Source organism: Altererythrobacter sp. Root672 (genome assembly GCF_001427865.1).
In the GTDB taxonomy this organism is placed as follows: domain Bacteria; phylum Pseudomonadota; class Alphaproteobacteria; order Sphingomonadales; family Sphingomonadaceae; genus Croceibacterium_A.
The window spans coordinates 1202317-1224389 of the sequence record NZ_LMHH01000001.1 but is presented as its reverse complement, the minus strand read 5'-3'; the positions used below and the strand labels follow the sequence as shown (position 1 = coordinate 1224389).

Here is a 22073-nt window from a genome sequence, read left to right as displayed (position 1 = left end):
CGCGGAAGCTAAAAGTTATCTAATTTCTTGATGTTCAACAAGAATCCACTTTCCTACAACCCCATGATTGATGCAGTGTCCCGGCCATGGAGGCTTCCTTGACGATCACCGCCGAGAGGTTCGGAAACCCGCCCGAAGTGACGCTATCTGGGCAACCCCGGAACCGTTTCATTCTCCATCACCTCGTGGGCTGGATAGCGACCGCACTCTTCGCCTTGATCGCGCTCACAACACCCACGCAGGCGCAGGACATCCCTCATCTCGAACGCCGGGGTGAGGCAATCCAGCTGATCGTCGATGGACAACCGTTCCTGATCCTTGGCGGCGAACTCGGCAATTCGAGCGCGTCCAGCAGGGCGTACATGCAACCCTATTGGGCCAAACTGCAGGCGATGAACCTCAACACCGTGCTCGCGCCGGTCTACTGGGAACTGATCGAACCCGCGGAAGGCCGGTTCGATTTCGCTACGGTCGATGGACTGATCGAGGATGCCCGGACCCACGACATGCGGCTCGTGCTGCTGTGGTTCGGCACGTGGAAGAACTCGACCTCGAGCTACGTGCCTGCGTGGGTCAAACGCGACCCCGCCAGGTTTCCCCGCACCATAGGCGCGGGCGGCAAGGCGCAGGAAATTATCTCGGCTTCTTCGGCGGAGGCGCGGGATGCCGATGCCAAGGCCTTCGCGGCGTTGATGCGGCACCTCAAGGCGAGTGACGGCGATCGGCACACGGTGCTGATGGTGCAGGTCGAGAACGAGGTCGGCTTCCTGCCGTTCGCGAAAGAGGGCGGGACCGGTGCCGACCCCCTGGCCGACGAGCGCGCCATGGCCACCGCTTATGCCCGCTATGTCGAGGCCGTGGCGGCGGCGGGCAAGCGTGAGTACGCCCTGCCGATGTTCGTCAACGGCGCGCAGGGCCGACCCGGCGTCACGCCTGGCGATTACCCGAGCGGTGGCCCCTTGGCGCATCTTTCAAAGGAGTGGCGGCAAGGCGCACCGTCGATCGATTTCATCGCGCCCGATATCTACTTTTCCAACTTCGCGGGGATCGTCGACGGCTACGTCGCAAGCGGAAATCCGCTATTCATTCCCGAGGCCAACCGGCCGTCGGACACCCGGATCGCCGCTAACGCCCTGCGCAGCATCGGCCATCGCGATGCCATCGGTTTTAGCCCTTTTGCCATCGAAGATGCCAGCGAGGCGGAGGCCGGACGCATTGCCGGGCTTTATGCGATGCTGGGGGGCATCGCGCCCCTTGTGCTCGATGCGCAGGCGGAGGGACGGATCGCCGGGTTCGCCAATCCCGTTTCCTTTGACGGTACCGTGGACGAAGCCCCGTTGGTCGAGACACTTGGTGCCACGCGCTTCACCGCCACGACGATCGATCCCTGGACCGACCGCGCCAAGCAGGATCCTTCGGCTCACGGCGCGGTGCTGATCTGGCTTGGCGGAGAAGACTATCTCCTAGCGGGGCAGGGTGTCACACTTACGGTCGAACCCGCCGATGGCCGGGGGCGCCTCGGCTTCGAGCAGGTTGAGGAAGGCCGCTACGAAGACGGGCAATGGATCGCCGGCCGCCGGCTCAACGGTGACCAAACGCACCAGGGCCGCCACGTGCGCCTGCCGCCCGGCGAGTTCGGGATGCAGCGGTTTCGGGTCTACCGATACTGAGGCTTAGGCCAGCGCCACCTCTGCCGGTTCCGCCCGGTGCATCAGCTTGGGCGCAAGGAACAGCTTGAACAGGACGAAGACCAGCCCCGCCGTCGCCGCAAAGCCCATGTGGATGAGCCAGAACTGCGTCGTCGGCATCGTCTCGAACCAGCCGCCGACCCAGCCGACCAGCGAGTTCGCGCCGAAGAAGGCGAGGTAGTAGAGCCCGATCACGGTCGCGTTGATCTGCTTGGGCGCGAGGCGGGCGAACAGCGCGAGGCTGACCGGGAGCATATGGGCGAAGCCGATCGAATTGAGGACGTGGAACATGACCGGCCAGAACAGCCCGATCTTGGCACCCACCGGCGTGGTCTCGGCGGCGAGGTAGAGGCACAGCATGCCAAGGACCGAGAAACCCGAGCCGATGATCAGCTTGGACAGCTCGTCAGGCTCCTGCCGACGCTTGCCGTACCAGCGCCAGAACAGGGCGACGATGGCGAGGAAGCTGACCGAAACCACCGCGTCGAGCGTAACCAGCCAGGTCGTCGGCAGCTTGATGCCGAAGAACACCAGGTCGAAGTCCTGGTCTGCCCACACGAGGTAGACGTTGAAGATCTGGTTGTTGGGCACGATGGCAATAGCCATGACCGGGATCAGCAGGATCAGCGCCAGCGTGGCGAGCCAGTCAGAACTGGTCATGGGTTCGCGCGGCTCGGCCGATTTGTCGGGCACGTCGAAGTGCTCTTTCGGCAGGTACTTCTGCCCGGCGATGTAAATCGCGAGGCCGATCAGCATGCCGACACCGGCAGCGCCGAAGCCCCAGTGCCAGCCGACCGTCTCTCCCAGCGTGCCGACGATCAGCGGGCTGGCGATCACCCCGGCATTGATGCCGAGATAGAAGATCTGGAACGCATCCGCCCGGCGCAAGTCATCGGGCTTGTAGAGCGCACCGACCTGGCTGGCGATGTTGCCCTTGAACATCCCCGAGCCGATAATCAGGCACAGCAGCGCGAACAGGAACGTGACGTTGAAGGCCATCAGGAAGTGGCCCATGGCCATCGTGACGGCGCCGAGCAGCACCGTGCGCCGTTTGCCCAGGACTCGGTCGGCCAGCCAGCCGCCGAAGATCGGCGTCAGATAAACACTCGCCGCGTAAGTACCGAAGATCGCTGAGGCGAAGGCCTGACCCTCGAGCCCGCCGAAAAGCGCGCGCAACTGCTCGATACCGGCGACATATTCGACCTGCCCCGGCTTGAGCAGGAAGTTGACCATGTACAGCACCAGCAGCGTCTGCATGCCGTAGTAGGAAAAACGCTCCCACGCCTCGGTGAAGGCGAGGTAGCCCAGGCCCTTAGGGTGGCCGAGGAAGGCGCGGTCGTGCCGGGTCTCGATGTCGAGTTCTGGCGTGGCTTCGGCAGTGGTCATCGGCTCTCCCCGACCGGTTACGAACGCAACTGGCTAGGCCGGGATCAGCGCCGCTGCAATTGCCCGTCGAGAAAATCCCCCACGTCGTCGAGCGAGACTGCCCGGTCGAGGAACGCCTCGCCGATCCCCCGCAGCAGCACGAAGGGCAGGGTGCCGGCGTCCATCTTCTTGTCGTGCAGCATGTGCGCAACCAGCGCGCGGCCATCACAGTTGAGGCCAAGCGGGGCGATCTCGGTGGGCAGTCCCGAGGCACCGATGGCCGCAGCCACGCGCTCGGCGTCGCCATCGGAAATATACCCCTGTCGCGCCGAATACCGTGCGGCCAGCACCATGCCGAGCGCCACTCCCTCGCCGTGTAGCAGACGATCGGAAAAGCCTGTCTGCGCCTCTAGCGCGTGACCGAACGTGTGTCCCAGGTTGAGCAGGGCGCGCATGCCGGTGGTCTCGCGCTCGTCTTCCGCGACAATCCGGGCCTTGGCTTTTACGCTTTCAGTGACGGCATATTCCTGCGCGGCAACCACGCCACTGACGACGTCGGCGCCGTTCGCTTCGCACCATTCGAAGAAGGCTTGGTCGCCGAGGATGCCGTACTTGATCACTTCGGCATACCCAGCCCGCATTTCGCGTGCGGGGAGGGTCGTGAGCGCGTCGAGGTCTGCCAGCACCAGGCTGGGCTGGTGAAACGCGCCGACCAGGTTCTTACCGGCCGAGGTGTTGATCGCCGTCTTCCCGCCGACGCTCGAATCGACTTGGGCCAGCAGCGTGGTCGGCAACTGGATGAAGCCGCAACCGCGCTTGAGGATCGCTGCGGTAAATCCGGTCAGATCCCCGACCACGCCGCCGCCGAGGGCGAGCACGTGATCACCGCGTTCGACTTCCTCGGCCAGCAGCCAATCCATCACTTCTTCAAGCACGCTCCAACTCTTCGCGCCTTCGCCGGGAGCGAGCACGAGCCAGCGCGGTTCGAAGCCGCCTGCGCGAAGCGAGCCCTCTACCGTGTCACGCCAGTGGGCTGCGACGTTGGAATCGGTCACGATCGGGACGCGGTTCTTGCGCAGCAGCTTGCCGCACTGTGCCGCGACGTCGGCAAGCAAACCGCTGCCGACGCGAACTTCGTAGGAGCGGCCAGCAAGCTCGACCGGAATTACAGCCATTCGGATATTCCCTGCAGGATACGATTGACCGTCTCGTTGTGCGGTCCGGCGTCGCTCATTATCTTGATCGGTGCCTGTGCATAGGCGGGTTCGCGCTCGACCTTAAGCCGGGCGAGGATTTCCTTGCGGTCACCGCCGCGCAGCAGAGGGCGGTTGTCCTTCCGGCCGACCCGCTCGATCAGCGTGTCGACTTCGCTATCCAGCCAAACGGCGATTCCGCGGTCGAGGATGAGGGCGCGAGTATCCGGCTGCACGAATGCGCCACCGCCCGTCGCGAGTACTGAGGGTCCGCGCTCAAGCAAGCGGGCGATCACTCTCCGCTCCCCGTCCCGGAAATGCTCCTCGCCGAACTTCTCAAAAATCTCGGACACGCTCATCTGCGCCGCCTGTTCGATTTCATCGTCGGCGTCGGCGAAGGGAAGATCGAGCAATTGCGCAATCTTGCGGCCGACCGTTGACTTGCCCACGGCCATCATACCCACGAGCACAAGGGGGCGATCGACACGGGCGGCGAGAGACTTGATCTCGGTATCGGTAAGGCTGGGTGTTTCGATGGTCATTGCCGCATGCGCTATAGATGGGCTAACCGCCCGTGCAAGTTTGCGGAAGGTTTGGTTTTTGGTCGCGATGCGCGTCAACAAGATTTGGCTGGGCTTACTGGCGTTGTTCGTACTCTTCCTCGCTGTCGCTTGGTACGATGGCGGGCGCGAGCCCCAACGGATGATCGAGCAGCCGGTTGAGCTGCCGGAAGGAGTGAAATGAGGCGCGCTGTCCTGCTCGCGGGCGCTGCTCTGGCGCTATGCTCGACACTGGCGATTGCCGCGCCCGAATCGCTGCTGCCGCCGAGCTTCGACAATCCGGCACCGACGCCCGCGCCACGGCCCGCACCGGCTCCGGCTCCCGCCCCGGCACAGAATGCTCCTTCGGCGCCCACGGTGTCGGAGCCGGTCATCCAGCCTTTGCCGGGAATCGGCGATCCGGGCGCAGTTGCGCTGCCCGATATCCCGCTTCCGGCGAACTTCCCCTCGCTCGCCGAGCTCGAAGCGATGGATCCCGATCAGATCGACGAGCTTCTCGGCCTGAAGCCCAAGTTCGACATCCCACCTGCGGCCCGGCGCGCGTTGCGCGAAGTCGGAGTGATCGGGCAGGACGAAGGCGGCTTCGATAGCACCTCGTTGGCCGCTCAGCCGCCAGCGCTGGTCCAGGCCGCGCTACAGGCAACGCGGGGGCCGTTGGTTTCCCGTTGGGGGCACATCCTGCTGCGCCGCGCACTGGCCAGCAGGCTCGATTCCCCCCAGGGCATGGACCCGGCCTCGTTTATCGCCTTGAGGGCTTCACTGCTCAATCGGATCGGCGAAGGTCTGGCGGCCCGAGCCCTCGTCCAGGACGTCGATTCGTCGAACTATAACGCCGCCCTCGCGAGTGCGGCGTTCGACGCCTATCTCGCCACCGGAGACCTGTTGGGGATTTGCCCGGTCGCGCGCCTGAAAAGCACGCTGATCGAAGACGCCGAGTGGGACATGGCGCGAGCGATCTGCGCTGCCTACGCCGGTGAGGCTCGCCAGGCCGAACGCGACCTGCAGAGGATGCTCTACTACGGTGAAGCGCCGCGGATCGATGCCTTGCTCGCACAGCGCTTTGCCGGTGCCGCCGGCGAAGGACGGCGGGCCGTCAACATCGAGTGGAACAACGTCGACGAACTTACGCCGTGGCGCTTCGGACTGGCGCGCCAGCTTGGCGTAGAACTGCCGGCAAGTCTGAGGAACGGGGCGGGACCGACCTATGACATCTCGGATGTCCTGATCCCGGCCGTCCCGCTGCCCGAACGCGTCGCAGTGATGGACGTGGCCGGCGAACGCGGCATCCTGTCGTCTTCGGCGATGGTCGATCTCTACTCGCAATTGTGGTCCGAGCAGCTCGAGGGCGAAGCCCGCACACGGGCAAGCACGCTGCGCGAGGCTTACGTTGCGAGCGACCCTGCGGACCGCCTCGCGGCCATGCGGCAGCTTTGGGGCGACGGGAACAGCTACGGACGCCAGGTCCTGACCGCCTATGCCGCGGCACGCCTTCCGGTGTCCGAGCTGCTGGTCGACGACGCTCCGCAGATCATCGGCTCGATGCTCGCCGCCGGTCTCGACAGGAATGCAGCGCGCTGGAGTTCCGCAGTGGCTGAGGGTAGCCAAGGTTGGGCTCTCCTCGCCGTCGCACAACCCGGAGGATCGGGGCAGGTGAGCGGCGGGGCCGTAAGCCAGTTCATCGACGACGATTCGAGTGAGAATCAGCGCAAGTCACGCTTCCTCGTGGCGGGCCTTGCTGGCCTCGGCAGGCTGGATTTCTCCACTGCGGTGAGTCTCGGCCAGGACCTCGGCGTCAACTTGAACCGCGAGAGCCCCTGGAGCCGCAAGATCGATCGTGCCGGCGAACTTCGCAATCAGACGCTTGTCGCGCTTCTGGCGGGGCTGGGCATGCAAGGGTCGGGTTGGGACAAGATGACTGCCCGCCACCTCTACCACATCGTGCGGGCGCTCGATCAAGCAGGGCTCAATGCAGAGGCGCGCATGATCGCCGCCGAAGCCGTGGCGCGGGGATGAGGCCATCGTCGCCGCGATAGACGCTTTCCTTGCTATGCTGGCGGCCGAACGGGGCGCCGCAGCCAATACGCTTGTTGCCTATCGCCGGGACCTTGAAGGCGCGCAGGAGATCGTCGGCGATCTTGCCTCGGCGGATCGTGCTTCGCTCGCCCGCTTGGGACAGGGATGGGCAGACCTCGCTCCCTCGACGGTGGCACGCAAGGCCTCGGCCTTGCGCCAATTCTACGGTTTCCTGGTGGACGAAGGGGAGCGCGAGGATGACCCGTCGCCCGCGCTGCCGCGCCCAGGGGCGCGACGCCCGCTGCCGAAGATATTGTCCCACAGCGAAGTAGAGGCCCTGTTCGCTCGGGTCGAAATGGAGGCCGGAAGCGATCGTCCGGAGGCGATACGTCTGCTGGCATTGATCGAACTGCTTTACGGTTCGGGGCTGCGTGCGACTGAGCTCGTGTCGCTCCCGCTATCCGCCGTGCCGCGCGATGCGCCGCTGCTGACAGTCACCGGCAAAGGCTCGCAACAGCGCATGGTCCCGGTTTCGGCGCGGGCCCGGCAAGCGCTCTCGCGCTGGCTGGCCGTGCGGCCTCAGGGCGGTGGATATCTCTTTCCGTCGCGCGGAAAGCATCTGACCCGGATACGCCTGTTTCAGCTCATCAAGGATCTCGCAACGAGGGCCGGAATGGATCCCGCCAAAGTCAGCCCTCACGTATTGCGCCACGCTTTCGCCACGCATTTGCTTGAAGGAGGGGCAGACCTGAGAGTGCTGCAGATGCTGCTCGGACATGCCGATATTGCGACCACACAAATCTACACGCACGTCGACGCTGCCCGCTTGGTCGCGCTGGTCAATCAGCGCCATCCTCTTGCGAGCGGCGAGCCGGGCGGTTAGCGCGTCGACATGATTTCATACCTCGACTTCGAAAAGCCCGTCGCTGAGCTGGAAGCTCGCATCGCCGAACTGCGCGCCGCGTCCGAAGGGGGCGACGTCGATCTGTCCAGTGAGCTGGCCAAGCTGGAACGCAAAAGCTCCGACTTGCTCGCGACGACTTACGCGGGTTTGACGCCTTGGCAGAAAACCCAGGTCGCGCGACATCCTTCCAGGCCGCATTTCCGCGACTACGTGGCGATGGCATTCGAAGAGTTCGTCCCCCTGGGCGGAGACCGTCATTTCGGAGACGATCAGGCGATCATGGGCGGGCTCGCCAGGCTCAACGGCCGCAAGGTCGTGCTGATCGGGCACGAGAAGGGCAACGATACCGAAAGCCGGCTGCGGCACAATTTCGGGATGGGCAAGCCTGAGGGGTACCGGAAGGCTATCCGCTTGATGGAGATGGCGGGCCGCTTTGGGCTCCCTGTCGTCACGCTTGTCGATACTTCAGGGGCATTCCCCGGCGTCGAGGCCGAAGAACGGGGGCAGGCCGAAGCAATCGCTCGCTCGACCGAAGCCTGCCTGGCGCTGCCGGTGCCGATGGTCTCTGCAATCGTGGGCGAGGGCGGTTCCGGCGGGGCTGTCGCGCTGGCGAGTGCTGAACGGGTCCTCATGTTCGAGCACGCGGTCTATTCGGTTATCTCGCCGGAAGGCTGTGCCTCGATCCTCTGGCGGACCGCGGAAAAAGCGCCGCAGGCGGCCGAGGCCATGAAGATGACTGCGCAGGATCTCGTGCAGTTGGGCGTCATCGACAGGATCGTGCCGGAGCCGATGGGGGGCGCACAGCGCGATCCGCAGGCTGCGGCTTTGACTTTGGGCGGAGCGATCTCTGAAGAGTTGGATGCGCTGTCCCAGAAAACTCCGCAGGAGTTGATCCGCTTACGCGAAGAGCGCTTCCTCACCATGGGCGTCGAACGCTAGTCATGGTCCAGTGAGGCAGAAACGGGAACATTGACCTTCTTGACGGGTTCGTGTGGCGTGAAAGCGCGGCTAAGATCGCGTGCTGCCCAACGAGGAATCCGATGGTCCTGAAGTTCAAAACTGGCTTCCGGCGCACTGCGCTGGCCGGTGCTGCTGTAATTGCCGTGAGCGCAAGCCCCGTTGTCGCGCAACGAGCCGGTAGCGCCATTACACCGACCGAGGCGCAGCAAGGCGCGCAATATCACCCTGAACTTCTGCGTGAATTTGGCGGGGAGATGACCGGTCCTCAGGCCGACTATGTCAAGCAGGTGGGCCAGAACATCGCTGTTCAGTCCGGCCTGTCGAACTCGGCGTCGGCATTCAACGTCACCCTGCTCAACAGCTCGGTCAACAACGCCTTCGCCATCCCTGGTGGCTACGTTTACGTCACCCGGCAGTTGGTTTCGCTGATGAACAATGAGGCGGAGCTGGCCGGAGTGCTTGGCCATGAGGTTGGCCATGTTGCTGCACGGCACTCGAAGCAGCGTCAGGATGCGGCCGCGCGGAATAGCGTCCTTGGTGCGCTCGGTTCGATTCTATCAGGCGTGCTTTTGGGGAACAACGCCCTTGGGCAGCTTGGTCAGCAGGTGTTCTCGACGGCTCCTCAGCTGCTGACGCTGAAATATTCCCGTAAGCAGGAAACCGAGGCCGACAGGCTCGGCGTGCAGTACCTGCGGTCGGCGGGCTATGATCCTCACGCGATGGCCACGGTGCTGCAAAGCCTCGCTGCACAGGGCGCGCTAGACGCGCGGCTCGAAGGCCGTGACGCCACGATGCCCGAATGGGCCTCCAGCCATCCCGATCCGGCGAGCCGGGCCCAGGGTGCCAACAGCCTGGCTGGCAATTTAACCGGCGTAACCAATCGCGATACGTTTCTGACCCGCATCGATGGCGTGCTCTATGGCGACGATCCTCATCAGGGGGTGGTCGAGGGAAACACCTTCATCCACCCGGACTTGCGGCTGACCTTCACTGTTCCGCAGGGCTACTACATGGTCAACGGCTCAACCGAGGTGTCGATCAACGGCCAAGGCGGTCAGGCTCAACTGACTACCGCAGCCTTTGACGGCAATCTGGAATCGTATGTCAGGCAGGCATTTCAGACGATCGGCGGGCGAACTCAGCTCGCACCGCAAAACCTGCAGCGGAGCAGGATAAACGGTCTCGAAACGCTGATTGGGACGTCACGGGTCAACGCCAGCCAGGGAGCGGTAGACGTGACGGTTGTCGCGTATCAGTTCGCGAACAACCAGGTGCTCCACTTCTCGTCGATCACTCCAGCTGGCAGGGCTTCCGTCTTCAATCCGATGTACAATTCCATGCGCCGCATCTCGGCCCAGGAGGCGGCGCAAGTGATCCCTCGGCGGATCGACGTCGTCACTGCGAGGAACGGCGACACGGTTCAGTCCCTCGCCAACCGAATGGCCTATAGTAATGCCCAGGTGGAGCGGTTCCGCGTCCTCAATGGCCTGTCAGCCAATGCGCAGGTCGTTCCGGGCGAGAAATACAAGATCGTCATCCGCAGCAATTAAGCAGGGACTGGGCCTCAAACAGAAAAAGGCGGCAGGTTGCCCTGCCGCCTCATTCCTTGCGAGCCGAGGCTCGACTTCGCGATTAGTTCGCGTTGTCCAGCGTCTGGCCGACCTTGGTGAAGGTGCTGTTCAGCTGAGTGCCAATGGTGCCCATGGCGGCCATCGCGGCAACCGCGATGAGAGCAGCAATGAGGCCGTATTCGATGGCGGTCGCGCCCTGCTCGTCACGGAGCAGCTTGTTGAAAAACTTCATGATCGTCTCCTAAGTTAGGTCTTCGGTACCCAACTTGACCCCACCCATTTTCGACCCGAGGTAGAGATCAAGCAATTCGCAGCAGTAGTTCGCATTAGTTGACAAATGCCTAAGCGGGGGTCGCCTCAACCACCTTGTCCCTGACAACAGCCCAAAGACCGCTGCCACCATCGGCAAGGGTGCCAAGCGAAACCATTATCGCAATGACAATCAATGCAACGATCAGGCCATATTCGATGGCAGTTGCGCCGCGGTCGTCCCGCCGTAATCTATGGAATAGATCGCCCCTGATCATCACTAGTTACCCCAACACATTGGTCTGATCGAATGTCGTTATCGCAGTATCGTCCTAATGAATTATTGATTGGATTGGTTAAGGTGGAAAATTGTCCGACAATCGTCCTGGTGGTGGCTGCCGCCATCCGCGATTCTTCAGGCCGATTGCTGCTGCAGCAGGCTCTGCCTCACAAGCGACATGGCGGGTTGTGGGAGTTCCCCGGTGGAAAGCTGGAAAGTGGCGAAACTCCGCGGTTTGCGGTGTGCCGAGAGGTACTGGAGGAGCTCGGTATCTCGCTCCATTTAGAGAGTTTGAGCCCGGCCGGCTTTGCTGAGGAGGCTGCCGAATCCGGTCGCCCGGGACTTGTCCTATTCCTTTACAATTGCCCGGACTGGCATGGTGACCCTGACGGCAAGGACGGTCAGCAATGGGGTTGGTTCACCCCATCGGAGGCGGTCGCGCTGGCCATGCCACCCATGGATCGTGAACTTCTTGAGGGATTGTGTCCCGAAGTCCGATCATAGGCTATTGCCAAGCCAGAAAGGCCTGCCTATGTGCCGCCCTCCAAGCGCGCCCGTAGCTCAGCTGGATAGAGCACCAGACTACGAATCTGGGGGTCGGAGGTTCGAATCCTTCCGGGCGCGCCAATTTTTCAAACATCGACGGAAGCTTGATGAGCGGTTGCCGAAGGCGCCGACCGCTCGGGTCGTTCCTGCGTTCAGCATCAGGCTCAAGCGAGCCTAATGGGCGCGAGGTTGCCCCTCAGGCCCTGAGAGCTCGCAACGGCGTGCTTTCCTGCCCCAGCAAGATCATCGGAATGGCGTCGGCCGGCAGAGCCTTCGAATAGAGGAAGCCCTGGCAGGTATCGCAGCCCATAGCGAGGAGGGCCGCTTCCTGTGCCGTGGTTTCCACGCCCTCGGCAACAATCTGCATTCCCAGGCAGTGGCCAAGGTTGATGACTGCTAAGGAAATGGCCTCTGCCTCCGGGCTTTGCCCCAACTGCTGCACAAAAGTGCGGTCGATTTTCAGCAGGTCGATCGGAAACTGGCTGAGATGGGAAAGCGAGGCATAGCCAGTCCCGAAGTCGTCGAGGGCGATCAGAATGCCATTTTCGCTCAGCGATTTGAGTGCGGCCTCAACATATCCCGCCCCGCGGCCGAGAAACACGGTCTCCGTCACCTCGATCTGAAGACACGAGGGCGGAATCGCCTTGCGTTGCAAGCGGGCTAGCAGGCTTTCGACGAAGCCTTCCCGACGGAAGTCGGCGGCAGTCAGGTTTATGGCGACGTGGCCAAACGGCACCTTTTCGGCCAACCAGCATTCGATCTGGGCCAGCGTGCGCTCGATCATGCGCTCGCTCAGGACGGCGCACAGGGCTGGGTCATCGAAGGCGGCCTTGATGTCATCGGCCCCCAGGACCTGGTTATCGTCGCCGGTGCAGCGCAGCAGCGCTTCGAAGCCGATTATTCGCGAAGTGCCGAGCGAGACCTTCGGTTGGAAGTAGGGAACCACGCGGTCCTGCCTGAGCGCGGAGAGCGCTGCGGCGACCATCGTTTCTCGGCCTTCCACTTCGGCCTTCATGGAGGATTCGAATAGCTTGAGCTGCCCGCGTCCGGCGGTCTTTGCCGCGTAGAGGGCGATGTCGGCTGCCTTCATGATTTCGGAGCGATTTCCTCCGTCCTGCCATAGGCGGCTGGCGCCTATGCTGGCTCCGCAGGCGAGGAGTCTGCCCTGGTATTCGAACGGTTCGCACAGTCCGGAATAGATTCGAGCCCCGGCACTCCAGACGTCGGCCTCGGACTGGGCGGAGATCAGGATGGCGAATTCGTCGCCGCCCAGGCGGACGACCAGGTCTTCTTCGCCCAGGGCTGCCTGCAATCTGGCAGCAAAGGTCGACAGCATGCGGTCCCCGGCATCGTGGCCGAGCGTGTCGTTGATGGTCTTGAAGTTGTCGATGTCCAGCATCAGCAAGGCTGCCGACGGTTTGCCCGTCTTCAGAATCGCGTCGAGTCGGTCCTGCAGCACTGCCCGATTGGGTAGTCCGGTTAGAGGATCGTGCCTGGCCATCCACAAGGCTCGCTCTTCAGAGCGCTTCTGGTGAGTGATGTCGCGCGCGACCATCAAGATGCGTCCGGAACCGTCCGAGATGCGGCTGGCGATCACATCAAACCAGCGGGTTCGGCCGTCTGGTTCGATTCGCCGCGTCGTGAAATTGGCCGATCCGTCGCGCATCACATCGGCGAGGGCCTTTTCGCCGATCGCCTGATCCGCTGGGTGAAGCAAGGAAAGCCAGGCAATCCCAAGCAGGTCGTCGCTTTCACGCAGGGCCGAGTTGGGGCGGTTAAAGAAGATGATTTCGTACTGGTCGTTGAGGATGATCGTGTAGTCGGGGCTCGATTCAAGAATGATCCGGTTGAAGAACTCGCTCTTCTCGAGATCACTCAGCGCCGTCATTTGCGAAACCATCATCCGGTGCAGCACGAACGAAGCCGAAAAGATGGTGAGGATGAAGATCGGCAGCTGGAAGGAAATGATGGCGATGCCCGGCTCTGGGGCAATCAATCCTGCAACCGTCGACGGGGCGAGGGCCAGGAACACCATGAGGGCGGCCAGCCTCGGTGTGCCAAAGTTGCGCAAGCAGATGCCGCTGACCATCGCCGCGGCTGACAGGCAAACGATGGTCGACAGGACCCAGTCGTGGTGCGTCAGCGAGAAATAGGCGCCAACGCCGATCGACGCGGCCCAGGCTGAGGAAAGGAGGGCCGCCGTGGTCTTGGGTGGTGGCTTCCCATTCTTGAGCGCTCGCCGTCCGGCAAGCAGAACGGGGAGCCTGATGACCCCAAGCGCGATTTCGACCGCTAGCCATATGAAGAACGGCGTGGTGGGCTGTCGCCACACCGCGATCGCAGCAACTGCTATGCTATTGAATATTCCGCCAAGAAAGATCGGTACCGAACCAAACAGCCCCGCTTCGAGTTGCGTTCGGATCGCGGGCGAAACCTGCATCCTCGCACCCAGAAGCCAATCGGTCGCGCGGTCGATGTACTGATTGAACGTGCGCACTCGGGCGGGGGCCTCGGTAACTTACTGAGTGCGGTCGGGCCTAACCAAGTAACGTTAAGATTGCGCAACTTAGCAATTAGGTCATTCCAACAGGTTGCAAGAGTGGGCTCACAGGATTTTCACGTCGGTCGGAGCTGGCAATGCGAAGGCTGGCGGCCTCACTCCTCGTGAGGTGGAACCGGCGAGGGCAATCGCTTGTTGCCGCAACAGAGTATTGAGATGAACGCGAGCGGAGGGGCCTTGGGCGTCGGAAAGAACGATCCTGCATTCGACGACCGCTCGATCGAGCCTGGTGTGTGGCGCTACGCGATGGCTTCGCGTGCGCGCCTCATTGTCGATGCCGAGGCCTATTTCGACCTCATGCAGCAAGCCATGCTCAAGGCACGGCAACGGATCCTGCTGATCGGGTGGGACGTCGACACGCGCGTTCATCTCACTCACGGAAGGCGCTGGTGGCAGAGAGGCTGGAATCGGAATTTTCCGGCTCGCCTCGGCGGCTTCATCCCCTGGTTGACCCGCAACCGACAAGGTCTGGAGGTACGCATCCTGAAGTGGGGCGTGGGCGCGCTCAAGTTTGCCTTCCGCGGCTCGATGATGCTGGACCTCATCCGCTGGTTCCCAAACCGTCGGATCGACTTCAAGTTCGACTCCATCCATCCGCTCGGATGCAGCCATCACCAGAAAATCGTCGTCATCGACAAGGCGCTCGCAGTGTGTGGCGGGATCGACATGACAGTTGGGCGTTGGGACACGCCCAAACACCTCGAGCAGGACGCGCGGCGAAAAACGCCGAACGGTGCCCCCTATTTCCCCTGGCATGACATGACGATGATGATGGAGGGGCCAGTAGCGGCGGAGCTTGAAGCGCTAGCCCTAAACCGTTGGGTGCGCGCGGGAGGAAAGCCTCTCACGCCCTCAACGCCCTCGGACGATAGCGCATGGCCCGACGGACTGGACCCTCACTTCGAGAATGTCGAAGTCGGGATCGCGCGCACACGGCCGGAGTACGATGAAGATCCCGGCGTGCGCGAGATCGAAGCGTTGTTCCGGCAGCACATCGCTCGAGCCAAGCGCTTCATTTACGCCGAGAGCCAGTACTTCGCCTCGCGCGTCATTGCCGAGGCAATCACCGCGCGAATGGCCGAAGCCGATCCGCCGGAAGTGGTGATCGTTCAGCCTATTTCAGCAAACGGATGGATCGAAGCGACCGCGATGGACCCCGCCAGAGCGCAGCTCGTGGCCGCCATTCGCGAGATCGACGAGCATGCCCGTTTCCACATCTATACGCCTTACTCGGGAGAGACCCCGATCTACGTCCATGCGAAGGTCATGATCGTCGACGACCAAATCCTGCGGGTCGGATCGGCAAATTTCAACAACCGTTCGATGGGGCTCGACACCGAATGCGATGTCTTCATCGACTGTGAGCGCCCCGCAAACGGTCATTGCGGTGCGATGATCCGCGATCTGCGGCATTCGTTGCTGGCCGAACATTGCGGAATCTCGGCAGAGGAAGTCGCGGAGTTGATCGAGCGGACCGGATCGATGGCCGGTATGATCGCGTTGATCGGGAAGGATTCGGGCCGCCACCTGATGCCGTTCCACCCGGAAGTTCCCGCGGAATTGCCGTTGAAACTGGCGGCTAACGAGGTGCTCGACCCTGAAGAACCGGCAGAGATGTTTCAGATACGCGGACCAAGGCGTGGCCTTTTGCGTAATGGCGGACTATTGGCCCGTGCGATGACCAGGGTGAAGAGGAAGTACCGCCCCCAATGAGCAGTTTGGACGGTCCCGACGAGGACGATCCGCGTGGCAAGCCGCCAGTACCCGAGGACGTGCAGGAAGCCGTCCGCACCCTGATCCGCTGGGCCGGCGACGACCCGGAGCGTGAGGGGCTGCTCGACACGCCAAAGCGCGTGGCGCGGGCGTGGAAAGAGTATTGCCAGGGGTACACCGAAGATCCCGCGGGCCACCTTTCGCGCATGTTCGAGGAAGTCGGGGGCTACGACGAGATCGTATTGCTCAAGGACATCCCGTTCCAGAGCCACTGTGAGCACCACATGGCTCCAATCATCGGCAAGGCCGCCATCGCCTACCTGCCGACGGATCGGGTGGTCGGGATTTCGAAGCTCGCCCGCGTGCTCCACGCCTATGCTCGCCGGCTGCAAATCCAGGAACGTCTGACCGCCGAAGTCGCCCAGTGCATCTGGGACGAATTGCAGCCCAAGGGCGTCGCCGTGGTGATCGAGGCCAGCCATGCGTGCATGACTGCGCGCGGGGTACGGACACCCGGCGTGAACATGGTAACAAGCCGGGTGATGGGTATCTTCCGTCGCGACGACAAGAGTCGCCAGGAAGTCCTCAAGCTGATGGGATACTGATTTGACCGCGCTACTCGTGCGGGGCGGCAAGCCCCTTACTGGCCGTATCGAACCTTCGGCCAACAAGAACGCCGTGCTACCGGTACTGTGCGCGACGCTGCTGACCGACGCGCCGATCATCCTGCGCAACGTCCCGGAGATCACCGACGTCTCGCGGATCGTCGAATTCTTCGGCACGCTCGGTTCGACGGTGAACTGGGACAAGACGGCCAAGATCCTCGAGATCGATCACTCGACGGTCCTGCCGGGCGCAGATGCCCGGCTGCCTCAGGCGATGCGAGCCTCGATCATGATGATCCCCGGCCTGATCGTACGCCTGGGCGAGGCCCGGCTCGAGCATGAGGTAAAGGGCTGCACTCTCGGCGCGCGCGAGATCGATCCCCACGTCGCCGTATTTCGCGCCTTCGGGGCCGAGGTCAGCCAGCGCGGACATGACATCGTGTTCAGCGCCAGCGGCAAGGGCCAGGCAGCGCGGATGTGGCTCGAATACGCCTCGGTCACGACGACCGAGAACTTCATTCTCAGCGCCCTTACGGTCAAGGGTACCTCGCAGATCGTGAACGCGGCTTGCGAGCCGCACGTCCAGGAAATGTGCACTTTCCTCGAGCTGTTGGGCGCCAAGATCATCGGCAAGGGAACCTCGATGGTTTCGGTCGAAGGCGGCGGCAAGCTTGGCGGTGCCGACTACACCTTCATCGACGACTTCCACGAGATTGCGACCTTCCTCGCCCTGTCGGCGGTGACCGGCGGCGACATCCAGGTGCGCAACAACCACCCGGAACATTTCGACCTGATCGACCGCACGTTCGGAAAGTTCGGCGCCGAGGTGACGCACGAAGGCGGCTGGTCCCGCCTGGCGGCTCCAGAACGCCTGGTGGTCGAGGAGAACTTTACCTCGCACCTCATCACCAAGGTCGAAGCGGCGCCATGGCCGTACATTCCGGCCGACTTGCTGCCGATCTTCATCGCTCTTGGCGTTAAGGCCGAAGGTTCGGTGATGTTCTGGAACAAGGTCTACGAAGGTGGGCTGACCTGGCACACCGAACTCTCGTTGTTCGGCGCCCATACCCTGCTGTGCGATCCGCACCGGTTGATCACGTTTGGCGGCGATGAACTGGCACCGGCGACGGTGACCAGCCCCTACATCATCCGCGTCGCCATCGCGCTGCTGATGGTCGCGTCTTCGATCAAGGGCGAATCGACGATTCTCGATGCGGACCCGATCCGCCGGGCGCATCCGGGGTTCATCGACAACTTCGTCTCGCTCGGCGCGGACGTGCAGTGGATTAGCTGAGGGCAGCGTGCCCTTACGGGAATCTGCGTAAAGAGACGAAGTCCAGCGGCTGGTACGGTACTTAAACGCTCGATCGGGTGATCGGCGCGGCAGCAGTTGTGCGCCTGCGATCCACCTTCGTTGGTTTGTTAGCGGTGTGTCGTGCTGTGAGGTGAACTCTCGGACGATCGGCTTATCCGTCACATGCCACAGTACGAACTACTTCCGTTCTCGCAGATCAAAGACCGCCTGCCCAAAGATTCCTGGGCGCGTGCGCTCAACGAGCTCAAGGATGGGGCGTTCGAGGATGAGACCGTCAAGGTCTATCGCGGCGACACAACGCTGCCCGAACTCGATCTCGATTTCCCGACTGAAGAGGGAGCCGAGACTTTCTTCATGGTTCTGGTGGAGGGCGATCTCACGGTCGAAAGCTGGATCGGCAATGAAGAGACCGACGGTGCCATTGGGTTGATCGTCAACGGCAACTTGAAAGTGCGTAACGCGCTCCTTGGCGGGCAAGAGGTCCATGTTACCGGTGACGTGGAGGTCGAAGAGCTGCTGTGGGGCGATTACAGTCATGGCAGCATGACCGTTTGCGGGACTATCTCGGCCGCGTTGTGCATCGATACGGATGAATATCACTTCTTCTTCCGCGAGCCGCGGGGCATCCGCCGCCGATTGACCTCGGGTGACCCGGACGGCGGCGAGTTGTACCTGATGGACGAGCAGGCGATGTCGGAGTTGCTCGATCCCGATTGCCTTTCGCAAAACGCCGATGACACGGAAGTCCTGCTGCACCGCGGGGCCATGTTGGACATGCTGCGGGCGGGGCAGCCAGTCGTGCGCATGGAAGGGATCGAGCAGGCGCCGATGGCCATCCCATCCATGTTCGAACAGCGGGACGTGAGCTTAGAGAATATACTCAAGGTCACCGACCCTTCGCGGATGGTCCACGATCCGGACTATCCAAACATAACGGATTTCAGCTTCCAGGTGGGTGAGGATGTCTCGGTGCAGGCAGGCATCCAGAAGTCTGCGAGGCGCTTCGTCCGCCTGTGGAACGATCGCCAAGTTCTGTTTATCTCGGCCAACTGGGAGGAAGAGCGCCGCTCACTCTTCGGCAAGTTGACCGGTGCCGCCGTAACTGGCCGCTGGGATATATCGGCGATGGGTAAGGATGTTCAGGCTGGTGACGGTGAATGGCACCACTTTGAAGACCCTAATCCGTTGTCGGGAGAGGTGCTCTCACTCCCGCCGGAGTATCAGCGTTTGCTGGAAACCGGCTGGAACGCCCTGCTCGACGGAGTGTCCACTTATGATTACGCCCGCACGCTGATTAACCCGGACGAGGTGCGCCGGCTGCTCGCGCTGCCCGTCGTCGCTCCCTATGACGATTTCACCGACGACGATCGCTACGGCTTCTGGCTTGGCGATATCGAGTGCGCTTTCAGCCAGGAAGGCGCCTCGTTTGGCGATGAACCACTCCCGCCCAAGCTCAGGCTGATCCGCGAGTGCGTCGATGCCGAAGGCACGGAGCGGAATCAGACCTGGTTCTTCACGATCCACCGCCAGGTCGACGGAACGGAAAGCGTGTTTATTGAATACAAGAGTCACTTCGACAGCGATGACGATCGCGTGCCGGCCAGTTTTCTAGGCGGCCGCCCTCTGCAGCTGGCGACGCTGATGTTTCGGGTTGGGCGCCGGCAGCTCGATCTTGCCAATGACGCGCTGATCGAACGCGGGGAAGTGCCCCATTGCGGCGACGCTTTCGCCCTGCAGCATTGGCGGGATAAGGGGTATCTTGCCGCTGCAGATACTGTGCAAGAGGTGGATGAAGATCCTCAGGACAGCCCCTTCTCGGCCGTACAGCCACGCCACATCCTGTGCATTCTGGGCGCGACCCACGATCTGCAACCGCTGCGTGATGTCGTGACGGCTGTCAGCAAAGCGGGCGAATATGCCGAAGGCTTCAACATCGACGGGGACTATTCGCAGGAAGAGCCGGACGATCGCATGGTCGCCTCGTTCGATATCTGCCGCGATCGGGTGGAGCCGGGGGCCTGGACCGAAGCCGACGCGCAAGCCGTCGCCGATCACCAATCCGTCCTCTACGTGTTGAGCCCGCCGATGACGCAGGACAACAGCGTCGCGTTTTCGATGGCGGCGTTGATGCTGATCGATGACTTGCTCGATGCAGGGGCGGTGGCGATCAAGGCGGAGAGCGCGGGTGCCGCCCACGGCGTTCAGCGCTGGCGCGACTTGGTTGCAGAGGCTGCGGCAGCGGTGGCCAGCGACGATCAACTGGAGCAGCGGCGGATCGCCCGCCTAGCTTTTGCCAAGCGTCCGCTCTCTTCAGAGGCCTACTTCGAGAGCGTAGGTTTCCACCTTGTCGGGCTGCCCGATGTCCATGTCGCGCAGTTGGCGGGAGACGAATGGCAGGCGATCGCCATCATGGACAGCATTGCCGACGAGATCGCCGCGCAAGGCCTGGCTGCCTCATTGGAGTCACGCGGTGCGCGGCTGACCAGGGATATGAATCACGAAGAGGATAGCTTCAAATTCAACCCCTACGGGATTGTGAAATACGGCGCGTGACGCGTTGTCTGTAGGGTCTTTCACCGCAGCGACTCTCAACAAAAAAGGGCGCCCGTAGTGGGGCGCCCTTCGTTGGTTCGACTGAAGGCCGTGCCTTAGAGCTGTCCGAGGATATGCTCGGCGCTGCTGACTTTGAAGTCACCCGGCGCTTCGACATTGAGCTCCTCGACCACGCCATCGTTGACGATCATCGAGTAGCGTTGGGCGCGCTTGCCCATGCCGAAGCCGCTGCCGTCCATCGTCAGGCCGATCGCTTCTGCGAAGTCGCCGTTACCGTCCGCGAGCATGGTAATGTCCGATGAACCCGATGCCTTGTTCCATGCGCCAAGCACGAAAGCATCGTTCACCGCGGTACCGACGATCTCGTCGACGCCCTTGGCCTTGAGTTCGGCGGCCTTCTCGACGAAGCCCGGCAGGTGCTTGACCGAGCAAGTCGGGGTGAACGCACCCGGCACGGAGAACAGCGCAACCTTCTTGCCGGCGAAGTACTCGCCGCTCTGAACCTTCTCAGGTCCGTTCTCGGTTACCTTGACCAGCGTTACGTCAGGCAGCTTGTCGCCCTTGGAAATTGTCATCTGAACCGTTCTCCTGTGTGAGTGCGCATGCGTACATAGGTTCTGCCGCTCGGTGCGCAACCGCGAACGAAGTGACGGCTAATGAAGCGCGCTTTCCAGATGCTGGAGCTTGTCGGGGTTGCGCATGACATAGATGGCCCGGACCTTGCCTTCTTCGATCACGAGCGCCGTAGTCTGCAGCACGCCGTCAGCTTCGCGCGTGATGAAGCCGGGAAGGCCATTTACAAAAGCAAAGCGGATCAGCGCCCCCCTATAGCCGCGAGTCAGCCGGGCGAGGGCCGCGTAAGTCCGTGCTACCTCGCCGACCCCTCGCATCACGCGAGCCACGGCTGGCCGCTTGCCGCCGCCGTCCGAATAGAACCCGACGTCCGTCGCCAACATCGTCCCGAGCCGTGCGGTGTCGCCTTCGCGCGAGGCGGCGAAGAAGGCCTCGGCGATCTCCATCCCGTGGGCGCGGTCGACAGGAAAGCGCGGCTTTTCTGCTCTCACGTGCTCGCGGGCCCGGCTGGCGAGTTGGCGGCACGCGGCGGCATCGCGGCCGAGGGTGTCTCCGATCTGCTCGAAGCTCTCGCCGAAGACGTCGTGAAGCAGGAAGGCCGCGCGTTCCAGCGGGGAGAGCCGATCGAGTGCGAGCATGAGCGGAAGTGTCACGTCTTCCACATCATCGGCCTCCACCACCGGGTCGGGCAGCCAGGTTCCAACGTAATCTTCGCGCTGCGTCCTCGCCGATTTGAGTTGGTCGAGACACAGCCGTGTGACCACGCGGCGCAGGAAAGCTTCGGGCGTACGCACGACTGCGCGATCTGCCGCCTGCCAGCGTATCCACGCGTCTTGCACCACGTCTTCGGCATCGCCCATCGAGCCGAGCATACGATAGGCAACGCGCAAGAGCCGTGGCCTCAATGCCTCGAACTGAGCGGCGGCCTCGTTCATGCCTTCCAGCCTAGCCCCGGATCGAACAATTCGAAAGCAACCGCGAGCCGGTTCCAGCCATTGATCACGTTGATCATCAGGGTCAGCTTCACTTGTTCTTCCTTGCTGAACAGCTCGTCCAGTCGGGCATAGACGTGGGCAGGCGCGCGCTTCTTGGCAACCAGTGTGAGATGATCGGTCCAGGCCAGCGCGGCACGTTCGCGGTCGCTGAAGCACGGCGCTTCTTCCCACGCACTCAGCAGAGCGAGCCGCTGTTCGGTCTCCCCGGCCTGGCGCGCCTCAAATGTATGCATGTTAAGGCAATTCGCGCAGCCGTTGATCTGGGAGGCGCGAATTTTCACGAGCTCGACCAAGGGCTTCTCAAGCCCGCTTTCGGCAACCTCGGTCGAGTGGGCAAGCCAGGCCTTCATGAGTTCCGGCGCGGCGGTGTAGGGATTAAGGCGTTTCGTCATGATTGCATCCGTTTCATCGCTAGGAATGATGCATTGAC

20 protein-coding genes and 1 tRNA gene are annotated in these 22073 nt (G+C 62.5%); 12 read left to right on the top strand and 9 right to left on the bottom strand.

Features of this window, described 5'->3' with window-relative positions; translation table 11 throughout:
• Positions 1-86: 86 nt before the first annotated feature.
• Positions 87-1670 carry a DUF5597 domain-containing protein gene (locus ASD76_RS05885; protein WP_055919783.1) on the top strand — a complete coding sequence of 528 codons (1584 nt, stop codon included), beginning with the start codon at positions 87-89 and terminating at the stop codon, positions 1668-1670.
• Between the two features lie 3 nt (positions 1671-1673).
• On the opposite strand, the gene ASD76_RS05880 is transcribed toward ASD76_RS05885, so the two are convergent.
• From ASD76_RS05880 to ASD76_RS05870, 3 genes are read right to left on the bottom strand one after another with little or no spacing between them, the layout of a single operon-like run.
• Positions 1674-3074 (bottom strand): peptide MFS transporter, encoded by a 1401-nt coding sequence (locus tag ASD76_RS05880; protein ID WP_055919780.1) that lies wholly within the window; start codon positions 3072-3074, stop codon positions 1674-1676.
• A 44-nt stretch (positions 3075-3118) separates the two neighbouring features.
• A complete protein-coding gene (aroB, locus tag ASD76_RS05875; RefSeq protein WP_055919777.1) occupies positions 3119-4228 on the bottom strand; it encodes a 3-dehydroquinate synthase in 1110 nt (369 codons plus the stop codon).
• Positions 4219-4788, bottom strand: coding sequence for a shikimate kinase (locus tag ASD76_RS05870; RefSeq protein WP_200943048.1), 570 nt, complete (start codon positions 4786-4788; stop codon positions 4219-4221). Before ASD76_RS05870 ends, aroB begins: the two co-directional genes overlap by 10 nt.
• Positions 4789-4855: 67 nt before the next feature.
• On the opposite strand from ASD76_RS05870, the gene ASD76_RS18735 reads away from it, so the two are divergent.
• The 5 genes from ASD76_RS18735 to ASD76_RS05845 all read left to right on the top strand — a co-directional run bounded on the left by ASD76_RS18735 (position 4856) and on the right by ASD76_RS05845 (position 10233).
• Positions 4856-4990 carry a hypothetical protein gene (locus tag ASD76_RS18735; RefSeq protein ID WP_268760309.1) on the top strand — a complete coding sequence of 45 codons (135 nt, stop codon included), beginning with the start codon at positions 4856-4858 and terminating at the stop codon, positions 4988-4990.
• Positions 4987-6819, top strand: a complete 1833-nt coding sequence (locus tag ASD76_RS05860; RefSeq protein WP_055919773.1) for a hypothetical protein — start codon at positions 4987-4989, stop codon at positions 6817-6819. Before ASD76_RS18735 ends, ASD76_RS05860 begins: the two co-directional genes overlap by 4 nt.
• 4 nt (positions 6820-6823) lie before the next feature.
• Positions 6824-7702, top strand: coding sequence for a tyrosine recombinase (locus ASD76_RS05855; protein ID WP_082553620.1), 879 nt, complete (start codon positions 6824-6826; stop codon positions 7700-7702).
• Between the two features lie 9 nt (positions 7703-7711).
• Positions 7712-8662 (top strand): acetyl-CoA carboxylase carboxyltransferase subunit alpha, encoded by a 951-nt coding sequence (locus ASD76_RS05850; protein ID WP_055919768.1) that lies wholly within the window; start codon positions 7712-7714, stop codon positions 8660-8662.
• 101 nt (positions 8663-8763) lie between these two features.
• Positions 8764-10233, top strand: coding sequence for a M48 family metalloprotease (locus tag ASD76_RS05845; protein ID WP_055919765.1), 1470 nt, complete (start codon positions 8764-8766; stop codon positions 10231-10233).
• Positions 10234-10315: 82 nt separating this feature from the next.
• On the opposite strand, the gene ASD76_RS17830 is transcribed toward ASD76_RS05845, so the two are convergent.
• Positions 10316-10486, bottom strand: coding sequence for a Flp family type IVb pilin (locus ASD76_RS17830; protein WP_082553619.1), 171 nt, complete (start codon positions 10484-10486; stop codon positions 10316-10318).
• A gap of 109 nt (positions 10487-10595) precedes the next feature.
• Positions 10596-10781: a Flp family type IVb pilin gene (locus ASD76_RS05840; RefSeq protein WP_055919762.1), complete on the bottom strand. Its 186-nt coding sequence runs from the start codon at positions 10779-10781 to the stop codon at positions 10596-10598.
• A gap of 32 nt (positions 10782-10813) precedes the next feature.
• Between ASD76_RS05840 and ASD76_RS17825 the strand changes: the two genes are divergently transcribed.
• Positions 10814-11287, top strand: a complete 474-nt coding sequence (locus ASD76_RS17825; RefSeq protein ID WP_082553618.1) for an NUDIX domain-containing protein — start codon at positions 10814-10816, stop codon at positions 11285-11287.
• Between the two features lie 46 nt (positions 11288-11333).
• Positions 11334-11410 (top strand) — tRNA-Arg (locus tag ASD76_RS05835).
• A 115-nt stretch (positions 11411-11525) separates the two neighbouring features.
• On the opposite strand, the gene ASD76_RS05830 is transcribed toward ASD76_RS05835, so the two are convergent.
• On the bottom strand, positions 11526-13826 hold the full coding sequence (locus tag ASD76_RS05830) for a putative bifunctional diguanylate cyclase/phosphodiesterase (protein ID WP_055919759.1): 2301 nt from the start codon (positions 13824-13826) through the stop codon (positions 11526-11528).
• Between the two features lie 219 nt (positions 13827-14045).
• Here ASD76_RS05830 and ASD76_RS05825 point away from each other — a divergent pair, with 219 nt between their 5' ends.
• The 4 genes from ASD76_RS05825 to ASD76_RS18150 all read left to right on the top strand — a co-directional run bounded on the left by ASD76_RS05825 (position 14046) and on the right by ASD76_RS18150 (position 20075).
• On the top strand, positions 14046-15602 hold the full coding sequence (locus ASD76_RS05825; RefSeq protein WP_055919756.1) for a phospholipase D-like domain-containing protein: 1557 nt from the start codon (positions 14046-14048) through the stop codon (positions 15600-15602).
• Positions 15599-16207, top strand: coding sequence for a GTP cyclohydrolase I FolE (folE, locus tag ASD76_RS05820; RefSeq protein ID WP_055919752.1), 609 nt, complete (start codon positions 15599-15601; stop codon positions 16205-16207). The genes ASD76_RS05825 and folE overlap by 4 nt, the downstream gene beginning before the upstream one ends.
• Position 16208: 1 nt before the next feature.
• On the top strand, positions 16209-17501 hold the full coding sequence (locus ASD76_RS05815) for a UDP-N-acetylglucosamine 1-carboxyvinyltransferase (RefSeq protein ID WP_055919749.1): 1293 nt from the start codon (positions 16209-16211) through the stop codon (positions 17499-17501).
• A gap of 183 nt (positions 17502-17684) precedes the next feature.
• Positions 17685-20075, top strand: coding sequence for a hypothetical protein (locus ASD76_RS18150; RefSeq protein WP_156457551.1), 2391 nt, complete (start codon positions 17685-17687; stop codon positions 20073-20075).
• Positions 20076-20170: 95 nt separating this feature from the next.
• Here ASD76_RS18150 and ASD76_RS05805 read toward each other — a convergent pair whose 3' ends face one another.
• The 3 genes from ASD76_RS05805 to ASD76_RS05795 form a co-directional block, all read right to left on the bottom strand.
• Entirely contained in the window at positions 20171-20650 is a 480-nt protein-coding gene (locus ASD76_RS05805; protein ID WP_055919746.1) for a peroxiredoxin, read from the bottom strand.
• Between the two features lie 78 nt (positions 20651-20728).
• On the bottom strand, positions 20729-21583 hold the full coding sequence (locus ASD76_RS05800; RefSeq protein ID WP_055919743.1) for a sigma-70 family RNA polymerase sigma factor: 855 nt from the start codon (positions 21581-21583) through the stop codon (positions 20729-20731).
• On the bottom strand, positions 21580-22035 hold the full coding sequence (locus tag ASD76_RS05795) for a carboxymuconolactone decarboxylase family protein (protein ID WP_055919740.1): 456 nt from the start codon (positions 22033-22035) through the stop codon (positions 21580-21582). Before ASD76_RS05795 ends, ASD76_RS05800 begins: the two co-directional genes overlap by 4 nt.
• Between the last annotated feature and the right edge of the window lie 38 nt (positions 22036-22073).

What these genes read in the sequence shown, in the direction of transcription:
- ASD76_RS05885 (WP_055919783.1), top strand. Translation starts at nt 87, where the DNA reads ATGGAGGCTTCCTTGACGATCACCGCCGAGAGGTTCGGAAACCCGCCC.
- ASD76_RS05880 (WP_055919780.1), bottom strand. Translation starts at nt 3,074, where the DNA reads ATGACCACTGCCGAAGCCACGCCAGAACTCGACATCGAGACCCGGCAC.
- aroB (WP_055919777.1), bottom strand. Translation starts at nt 4,228, where the DNA reads ATGGCTGTAATTCCGGTCGAGCTTGCTGGCCGCTCCTACGAAGTTCGC.
- ASD76_RS05870 (WP_200943048.1), bottom strand. Translation starts at nt 4,788, where the DNA reads ATGACCATCGAAACACCCAGCCTTACCGATACCGAGATCAAGTCTCTC.
- ASD76_RS18735 (WP_268760309.1), top strand. Translation starts at nt 4,856, where the DNA reads ATGCGCGTCAACAAGATTTGGCTGGGCTTACTGGCGTTGTTCGTACTC.
- ASD76_RS05860 (WP_055919773.1), top strand. Translation starts at nt 4,987, where the DNA reads ATGAGGCGCGCTGTCCTGCTCGCGGGCGCTGCTCTGGCGCTATGCTCG.
- ASD76_RS05850 (WP_055919768.1), top strand. Translation starts at nt 7,712, where the DNA reads ATGATTTCATACCTCGACTTCGAAAAGCCCGTCGCTGAGCTGGAAGCT.
- ASD76_RS05845 (WP_055919765.1), top strand. Translation starts at nt 8,764, where the DNA reads ATGGTCCTGAAGTTCAAAACTGGCTTCCGGCGCACTGCGCTGGCCGGT.
- ASD76_RS17830 (WP_082553619.1), bottom strand. Translation starts at nt 10,486, where the DNA reads ATGAAGTTTTTCAACAAGCTGCTCCGTGACGAGCAGGGCGCGACCGCC.
- ASD76_RS05840 (WP_055919762.1), bottom strand. Translation starts at nt 10,781, where the DNA reads ATGATCAGGGGCGATCTATTCCATAGATTACGGCGGGACGACCGCGGC.
- ASD76_RS17825 (WP_082553618.1), top strand. Translation starts at nt 10,814, where the DNA reads ATGTCGTTATCGCAGTATCGTCCTAATGAATTATTGATTGGATTGGTT.
- ASD76_RS05825 (WP_055919756.1), top strand. Translation starts at nt 14,046, where the DNA reads ATGAACGCGAGCGGAGGGGCCTTGGGCGTCGGAAAGAACGATCCTGCA.
- folE (WP_055919752.1), top strand. Translation starts at nt 15,599, where the DNA reads ATGAGCAGTTTGGACGGTCCCGACGAGGACGATCCGCGTGGCAAGCCG.
- ASD76_RS18150 (WP_156457551.1), top strand. Translation starts at nt 17,685, where the DNA reads ATGCCACAGTACGAACTACTTCCGTTCTCGCAGATCAAAGACCGCCTG.
- ASD76_RS05805 (WP_055919746.1), bottom strand. Translation starts at nt 20,650, where the DNA reads ATGACAATTTCCAAGGGCGACAAGCTGCCTGACGTAACGCTGGTCAAG.
- ASD76_RS05800 (WP_055919743.1), bottom strand. Translation starts at nt 21,583, where the DNA reads ATGAACGAGGCCGCCGCTCAGTTCGAGGCATTGAGGCCACGGCTCTTG.
- ASD76_RS05795 (WP_055919740.1), bottom strand. Translation starts at nt 22,035, where the DNA reads ATGACGAAACGCCTTAATCCCTACACCGCCGCGCCGGAACTCATGAAG.